This is a genomic window from Acidovorax sp. Root219, from assembly GCF_001428665.1.
In the GTDB taxonomy this organism is placed as follows: Bacteria; Pseudomonadota; Gammaproteobacteria; order Burkholderiales; family Burkholderiaceae_C; genus Acidovorax.
On sequence record NZ_LMIJ01000026.1, the window covers coordinates 10,724 to 16,787 of the forward strand.

At 66.2% G+C, this 6,064-nt stretch carries 6 protein-coding genes and 1 pseudogene; 2 read left to right on the forward strand and 5 right to left on the reverse strand.

Annotation, left to right across the window (positions count from 1 at the left end; genetic code table 11):
- Window positions 1–279 precede the first annotated feature (279 nt).
- Entirely contained in the window at window positions 280–1,632 is a 1,353-nt protein-coding gene (locus ASE28_RS23670; protein WP_057268709.1) for an MBL fold metallo-hydrolase RNA specificity domain-containing protein, read from the forward strand.
- A gap of 72 nt (window positions 1,633–1,704) precedes the next feature.
- Here the strand turns inward: ASE28_RS23670 and ASE28_RS23675 are convergent, their stop codons facing one another.
- From ASE28_RS23675 to ASE28_RS23685, 3 genes and pseudogenes are all read right to left on the reverse strand, one after another.
- Window positions 1,705–2,424, reverse strand: coding sequence for a glutathione binding-like protein (locus ASE28_RS23675; RefSeq protein WP_057268728.1), 720 nt, complete (start codon window positions 2,422–2,424; stop codon window positions 1,705–1,707).
- A gap of 260 nt (window positions 2,425–2,684) precedes the next feature.
- Window positions 2,685–3,704 carry an aldo/keto reductase gene (locus tag ASE28_RS23680; RefSeq protein ID WP_057268710.1) on the reverse strand — a complete coding sequence of 340 codons (1,020 nt, stop codon included), beginning with the start codon at window positions 3,702–3,704 and terminating at the stop codon, window positions 2,685–2,687.
- Between the two features lie 70 nt (window positions 3,705–3,774).
- Window positions 3,775–3,948 (reverse strand): annotated as a pseudogene (locus ASE28_RS23685) (alkene reductase); the annotation flags it as partial.
- Between the two features lie 123 nt (window positions 3,949–4,071).
- Between ASE28_RS23685 and ASE28_RS23690 the strand changes: the two are divergent.
- Window positions 4,072–5,067 carry a LysR family transcriptional regulator gene (locus ASE28_RS23690; protein ID WP_082608217.1) on the forward strand — a complete coding sequence of 332 codons (996 nt, stop codon included), beginning with the start codon at window positions 4,072–4,074 and terminating at the stop codon, window positions 5,065–5,067.
- A gap of 36 nt (window positions 5,068–5,103) precedes the next feature.
- On the opposite strand, the gene ASE28_RS23695 is transcribed toward ASE28_RS23690, so the two are convergent.
- Window positions 5,104–5,478 (reverse strand): hypothetical protein, encoded by a 375-nt coding sequence (locus ASE28_RS23695; protein ID WP_057268712.1) that lies wholly within the window; start codon window positions 5,476–5,478, stop codon window positions 5,104–5,106.
- Between the two features lie 226 nt (window positions 5,479–5,704).
- Window positions 5,705–6,064 (reverse strand): N-acetyltransferase (locus ASE28_RS31615; RefSeq protein ID WP_157422098.1); only part of this gene is annotated, 360 nt, incomplete at its 5' end.

The window sequence follows — 6,064 nt, forward strand, 5'->3', positions numbered from 1 at the left end:
GCCCCGGCCCGAAGGGTGAGGGCCTGGCAGGGCCGCACTCGTCGTTGCCGTGCTCGCCGGGTGTGCAATCCGGCTGCGCCCGCCGCCCAGATTGCGGCCCTGCCAGACCCTCACGCACAGCCGATTCCTCGGTTTCAGTGGACTAGCCCAATCCAGGGCCCGTCTTCCATTGACCCAGGTCAATGGTGTCCAGGGCCAATGGGCCTAAGGTGTGTGCACGGCAGGGCTTGGGCGTGCGTCGTCCAAAGCCACGGACCACCACGTAGATCGGAGACAAGCATGCGCATCGACTTTCTGGGCGGAACAGGCACCGTCACCGGTTCGAAATACCTGCTGACCCACCATGGGCGCCGGCTGTTGGTCGACTGCGGCCTTTTCCAGGGGCTCAAGCAGTTGAGGCTGCACAACTGGGATCCGTTGCCGGTGGATGCTGCCAGCATCGATGCCGTCTTGCTCACCCATGCGCACCTGGACCACAGTGGCTATGTGCCGCGGTTGGTGAAATCAGGGTTTCGCGGAAACGTGTATTGCACAGCGGCCACGCGCGAGCTGTGCCAATTGCTGCTGCCCGACTCGGGATGGCTGCAGGAAGAGGACGCAGAGTACGCCAACCGCCATGGCCATTCCAGGCACAAGCCTTCGCTGCCGCTCTACACCCAGGAGGATGCCCGCGTGGCACTCGAGGCGTTCGAGGAGATCCCCTTCGGGCACGAATGCTCGCCCTGGAGCGGCTGGTCATGGCGGCTGCAGCGTGCGGGGCACATCCTCGGGGCCGCCAGTGCGCGCATTGCCTGGGACGGTGGTAGCCTGCTGTTTTCGGGTGATGTGGGGCGAAGCGATGACCTCCTCATGCGGCCGCCGCAAACCGTCGAAAAGGCAGACTACGTGGTGGTCGAGTCCACCTACGGCAACCGCCAGCATCCTCAAGAGGATGGACTCGTCGAGCTCGCCTCGGTCATCAACCGCACGGCGGCCCGGGGCGGCATCGTGGTCGCACCCGCATTTGCAGTGGGTCGGGCGCAGACCTTGATCCATGCCATCCAGTTGCTCAAGTCAGCGCGGCGCATTCCGGACCTTCCGGTCTACCTCAACAGCCCGATGGCTGCGGACGTCACCGGCCTGTACAAGAACCACGCGGACGAACATCGGTTGGGGGCGATCGAGTGCGAGGCGATGAGCGTGCAGACCACCATCGTCAACACCGTGGAGGAGTCACGCCGGCTCAACAGCCTGAGCTATCCCTCGGTCATCGTCTCCGCCAGCGGCATGGCCACCGGCGGCAGGGTGCTGCACCACCTCAAAGCCTATGCGCCAGACCGCAAGAACGCGATCCTGTTTGCGGGCTTTCAGGCCGCGGGGACCCGGGGCCAGGCCCTGGTGGACGGTGCAGATGCCATCAAGATCCACGGCGCGTACGTGAAGGTGCGGGCGGAAGTCACCAACCTGGCGCAATTTTCTGCGCACGCGGACCGCCGTCAACTGCTCGACTGGCTCGGCGTGCAGCATTCACCGCGCCGCGTCTTTGTGACCCACGGAGAGCCGGTGGCAGCGGATGCGATGCGCTTGGCCATCGAGGAAACCTACGGCTGGGACTGCACCGTGCCCGAGTACCGGCAGTCCTTTGAGCTTTGAGTAACTACCGACAGTTGCCGGGCCACCACGGCCAAGGCAGGCAGGATCTGCAGGGGGCCGCACCATGGTTGGTCAATTCGCCGCCTGCTTGGCGCTGTCGCGAATGCTCTGTGCCGTCTGCCCGAACAATACCTTCTTCTGCTCGTCCGTCATCGGCTTGCGCAGGTCCTTGGCCAGGTCCAGGCCGCGCTGCACGGCGGGGCGCTCCATCAACGTGTCGTGCCAGCGCTTGAGGTGCGGAAAGTTTTCGAGCGGGATCTCGTATGCCACATGCGAGCGGATCCAGGGCAGGCTGGCCATGTCGGCAATCGAATAGTCGTCACCCGCCACATAGGCACCCGTGCGCGCGAGCTGGCCGTCGAGCACGCCGTACAGGCGGTTCACTTCCTTGCCGTAGCGGTCGATGGCATAGGGCACCTTCTCGGGCGCGTAGATCTTGAAGTGCCCGTTCTGCCCCGACATGGGCCCCAGGCCCCCCATCTGCCACATCAGCCACTGCATCTGCGCGTAGCGCTGGCGCATCTCGGTGGACCAGAATTGGCCGGTCTTCTCGGCCAGGTACATCAGGATGGCGCCGCTTTCGAACACCGACACCGGCGCGCCGCCGCCCGGCGGCGCGTGGTCCACGATGGCCGGCATGCGGTTGTTGGGGCTGATGGCCAGAAAGTCGGGCTTGAACTGCTCGCCCTGGCCGATGTTCACCGGCAGGGTGCGGTAGGGCAGGCCGCATTCCTCCAGCATGACGGAGATTTTCCAGCCATTGGGCGTGGGCCAGTAATGCAGGTCGATCATGGGGCGCTTCATCGGTGGTGGTTGAAGGAAGCGGCAGCGTAGCAGCCTTGGGGGAAGGTTGCAGGGGAGGGCCCGGCAAGACCATGTGGTGCTTGCCGTTCTGAAGGCGTCTGCGGCTTGCTTGAATCCGTTGGGCACCTTGTAACCTCTGGCGGGCCGGAGACAGCCCCCAAGGGGGATCTCTGATGAAGGCAGTCTCGGTTCGCGGGGCCAACAGCAAGAGATCGTCATGGCCCCCTGAGGTACCTGCTGTTGCCACCTCAGCCGATGAGTGGCAGCGGCGCCTCGGGATGCACCAGCCCCGCAGCCCGCAGCTCACGCCAGAAATCCGCCGGCACGGCCAGCTGCAGCGCGGCGCGGTCCTCCGCAAGGCGTTCAGGCCGGCTGGCACCCGGGATCACCGCTGCCACGGCCAGGTGCGCCAGCGCGAACTGCAGGCCCGCGGCCTTCATCGACACGCCATGCCGGTCCGCAATCGCCTTGATGGCAGCGACCTTGGCCAGGATGGCGGGCGTGGCCGGGGCGTACTCAAAATTGGGCCCGCCGACCAGCGCGCCCGAGCTGTAGGGGCCACCGACGACGATGGACAGGCCCTGCTCGGCCACCTTGGGCATCACGCGCTGCAGCGCACGGCTGTGGTCCAGCAGCGTGTAGCGGCCCGCCAGCAAAAAGCCGTCCGGGCGCGGGCCCTGCAGGTCCAGTAGCAGCTCGATGGGCTCGACCCGGTTCACGCCCAGGCCCCAGGCCTTGATGACGCCCTCGTCGCGCAAGCGGTCCAGCGCCTTGAAGGCGCCCTTGCGCGCGGTCTCGAACACGCCCAGCCATTCGTCGCCGTAGAAGTCCTGCGCCACGTCGTGCACCCAGGCGATGTCGATGTGGTCGGTCTTCAGGCGTTTGAGGCTGTCTTCGATGGAGCGCAGCGTGGCGTCCTCCGAGTAGTCATTGACGATGCGGTTGGGGCGGCCGTGCCGGAACACATCGCCCTTCTCGCCCAGGTCGCGCGCGGCCACGTCCTCCACCTCGTCCAGCACCAGGCGGCCGACCTTGGTGCTGATGACGTACTCGCTGCGCGGCCGGTCCGCCAGGGCCTCGCCCATGCGGATCTCGGCGAGGCCTGCGCCGTAGAAGGGTGCGTTATCGAAGTAGCGGATGCCGTCGTTCCAGGCAGCGTCCACCGTGGCGCGAGCCTCGGCCTCGGGGATGGCGCGGAACATGTTGCCCAGCGGGGCGGTGCCAAAGCCCAGCGGGCCGGGAAGAAGGTCTTTGAGGGTTGCTGTCATGGTGTTCTCCTGCGGATGGTTGATGGTAGGGGGCTCAGGCAGCCTGCATGGCCGTGAATTCCGTATAGCCCTCGGCGATCAGCAGGCCGGCAGATGCACGCTCGGCGTGGTAGCGCGCTGCCAGGGCCGAGGGCACGCCGTCCATGCCGGCGCGCGAGCGCGTCAGCGGGGCCATGGCGATGCGGTTCTTCACATCAATGGCGCCCAGGCGGGTGGGGGTAAACAGGGTTTCGGTGGTGGTCATGGTGGTTTCTTTCGATGGCAAAAGTGGATGGGTAAAGGCTTGCACAGGACGAAGGATGCGCGCCGCTGACAAATTCATCCAATTTATTTGCTGGATTCCAGATATTCCAGTAAAAGATATCTGATGCGCTACGACCTCAACCTCCTGCCCGTCTTTCTGACCCTGATGGAAGAGCGCAGCGTGACCCGCGCCGCCGAGCGCCTGGGCACCACGCAGCCCGCGCTGTCCAACGCGCTCACGCGCCTGCGCACGCTGCTGCAGGACCCGCTGTTCATCCGCGAGCGCTACGGCATGCAGCCCACCGCACGGGCCTTGGCCCTGGCGCCGCAGATCGCGCAGGCCCTGGCGGTGCTCGATGGCATCGTGCTGGGGCAGCAGGCGTTCGATCCGGCCAGTGCCGACCAGCTCGTGACCATCGCCGCCAACAGCTACATGGAGTTCGCGCTGATGCCGGCCATCGTCGCGCGGCTGCGCGCGCAGGCCCCCGGCATCCGCCTGCGTCTGGTACCGTTCGGCACCGACCTGGCCGAGACGGGCGTGGTCTCCGGCACCACCGCCCTGGTGCTGGGCCGCATCGTGGACGCGCCGGACAACCTGGTCGTGCAGCACCTGGGCGATGACGGCCTGGCCTGCGTGGTGCGGGCCGACCATCCGCAGGTCGCTGGCAGCAAGCTGACCAAGAAGCTCTACGAGCAGCTGCGCCACGTCAACGTGCTGCCGCCGGGCCGGCTGCGCGCAGGCCTGTTCCAGGCGCTCGAGCGCCAGGGCCTGCAGCGCGATGTGGCCGTCTCGGTCACGCACTTCCTGGCCATTCCGGAGATGGTGGCCATGACCGACTACTGCACCACGCTGCCGCGGCTGATCTGCCACCGGCTGGCGCACGATGCGCGGCTCAAGGTGCTGCCGGCGCCTGTGGACCTGGGCACCTTTCCGCTGCACATGGGCTGGCACGTGCGCTACCGCGACGACCCCGCGCACCGCTGGCTGCGTGCGCTGGTCGCGCAGGTGGCGCAGGAGCTGGTGGGGGAGGAGGGCCCGACCGGGGGCGCGCTGGCCACTGCGGCTGCAAGGCCATCCGCCCCTGCGCCAGAAGCACCTCGCAGGCGTCCTCGGCGCTGAAAATCCGCGCGGCCTTCTGAAACCGCAAACCGGTTTTTATTGCGCCATGCGCTTGGACAGGAACCGCATCGCAAACGGCAGCAAAATCCCCAGCGTGATCATGATGAAGCGCACCAGCGGCGGCTGGTTGCCCATGGCCCAGTGGCCGAACCAGGCAACGATGAACACCGAGTACACGTAGATGCGCAGCACCTGCATCACGTCCAGCGGAACGTCCTCGATGAACTCGTAGTTCGTGGTGCGTTTGAAGAAGGGCACACCTTCGCTGCCCAGTTCACGCAGCCGCACGCTGCCCATCGGGAAGATGGGAAAACCGATCAGAAACCACTTGGTGGTGACGAACGAGTCGTCCTGCTCGAACTTGCACTTGCCAAGATACGAGGTGCCTATGCCGTTGTAGGTGTTAGCCATGGAGGGCAATCCCCTGCATGTTCCCCCGCCGTGGCAGGCAGGGGCGGGCTTGCCATCCGGTCGTGCACCGCATCCCGCGATCAAGCCGGCCGCAAAGGGCCATGGCGCCTTGATTCCTCATTGGTATTCCCCTTGTTGGATTTGATTTTTGGTTACCGCGTCCCGTTGCACTGGGGTCAGCCACGGCCAGCGGTGGCGCGATGGTGCCATGGCAGCGGGAGGGGAATCAATCCAGGGCGACAGGCGGACCGTTGTCGGGCGCCAACGGCTTGCGCATGTAGACAGTGAACCCGCCCATGAAGGGCTCCTCGCGGTCCACGGCGAAACCGTGGTGCAGGTACAGGTCGACGTTCGATGCAAACTGCTTGTTGGTGAAGAGCCGCAGGCCTTGGAGCTGCTGCCCCCGTGCGACCTGCTGCGCATGCTCCAGGAGAATGCGCGCGCAGCCGCGGCCCTGGAATGCGGGTGCGACCGCTAGTCCACTGAAACCGAGAAATCGGCTGTGCGCCGGGGTGGCAGCGGGTGCAGCGCAAGGCGCGGGCTGCGGCCAAGGCTGGCCGCCTTGGCAAAGCCCGCAACGCCGCGA

Bases quoted from the DNA above. Each gene is read 5' to 3' on its own strand.
- ASE28_RS23680 (WP_057268710.1), bottom strand. From the start codon at position 3,704: ATGACAGCAACCCTCAAAGACCTTCTTCCCGGCCCGCTGGGCTTTGGC.
- ASE28_RS23670 (WP_057268709.1), top strand. From the start codon at position 280: ATGCGCATCGACTTTCTGGGCGGAACAGGCACCGTCACCGGTTCGAAA.
- ASE28_RS23695 (WP_057268712.1), bottom strand. From the start codon at position 5,478: ATGGCTAACACCTACAACGGCATAGGCACCTCGTATCTTGGCAAGTGC.
- ASE28_RS23675 (WP_057268728.1), bottom strand. From the start codon at position 2,424: ATGATCGACCTGCATTACTGGCCCACGCCCAATGGCTGGAAAATCTCC.
- ASE28_RS23690 (WP_082608217.1), top strand. From the start codon at position 4,072: ATGCGCTACGACCTCAACCTCCTGCCCGTCTTTCTGACCCTGATGGAA.